This window comes from Dysgonomonas mossii, from assembly GCF_004569505.1.
Lineage (GTDB): Bacteria > Bacteroidota > Bacteroidia > Bacteroidales > Dysgonomonadaceae > Dysgonomonas.
Genome location: NZ_SPPK01000079.1, coordinates 1 through 430 on the forward strand (window position 1 = coordinate 1; position 430 = coordinate 430).

1 protein-coding gene is annotated in these 430 nt (G+C 72.6%); it reads left to right on the plus strand.

Going from position 1 to position 430, the window contains the following annotated elements:
- Positions 1–10 precede the first annotated feature (10 nt).
- On the plus strand, positions 11–430 hold a 420-nt coding region (locus tag E4T88_RS18965), incomplete at its 3' end, for a sigma 54-interacting transcriptional regulator (RefSeq protein ID WP_497707128.1).

Below are 430 nucleotides of genomic sequence, written 5' to 3' on the forward strand. Positions count from 1 at the left end.
CTCCAACCGCATGGCCGACCTGCTGGCCGAGGCCCACATGGTCGCGCAGTCGGACGCCAGCGTGCTGCTGCTGGGCGACAGCGGCAGCGGCAAGGAGCTGCTGGCCCGGGCCATCCACCGCGCCAGCCCGCGCGCGGCGCGGCCGTTCGTGGCCGTGAACTGCGGCGCCATTCCCGAGGCCCTGCTGGAGTCCGAACTGTTCGGCCACATGAAGGGCGCCTTCACCGACGCGCACAGCAACCACAAGGGCCTTTTCCAGGCGGCCGACGGCGGCACGCTGCTGCTCGACGAAATCGGCGACATGCCGCCGGCCCTGCAGGTCAAGCTGCTGCGGGTGCTGCAGGAGCGCGAAGTGGTGCGGCTGGGGGCCCGCAGGAGCGTGCCCGTGGACGTGCGCGTGGTGGCCGCCACCAACGTGCGCCTGCAGGAC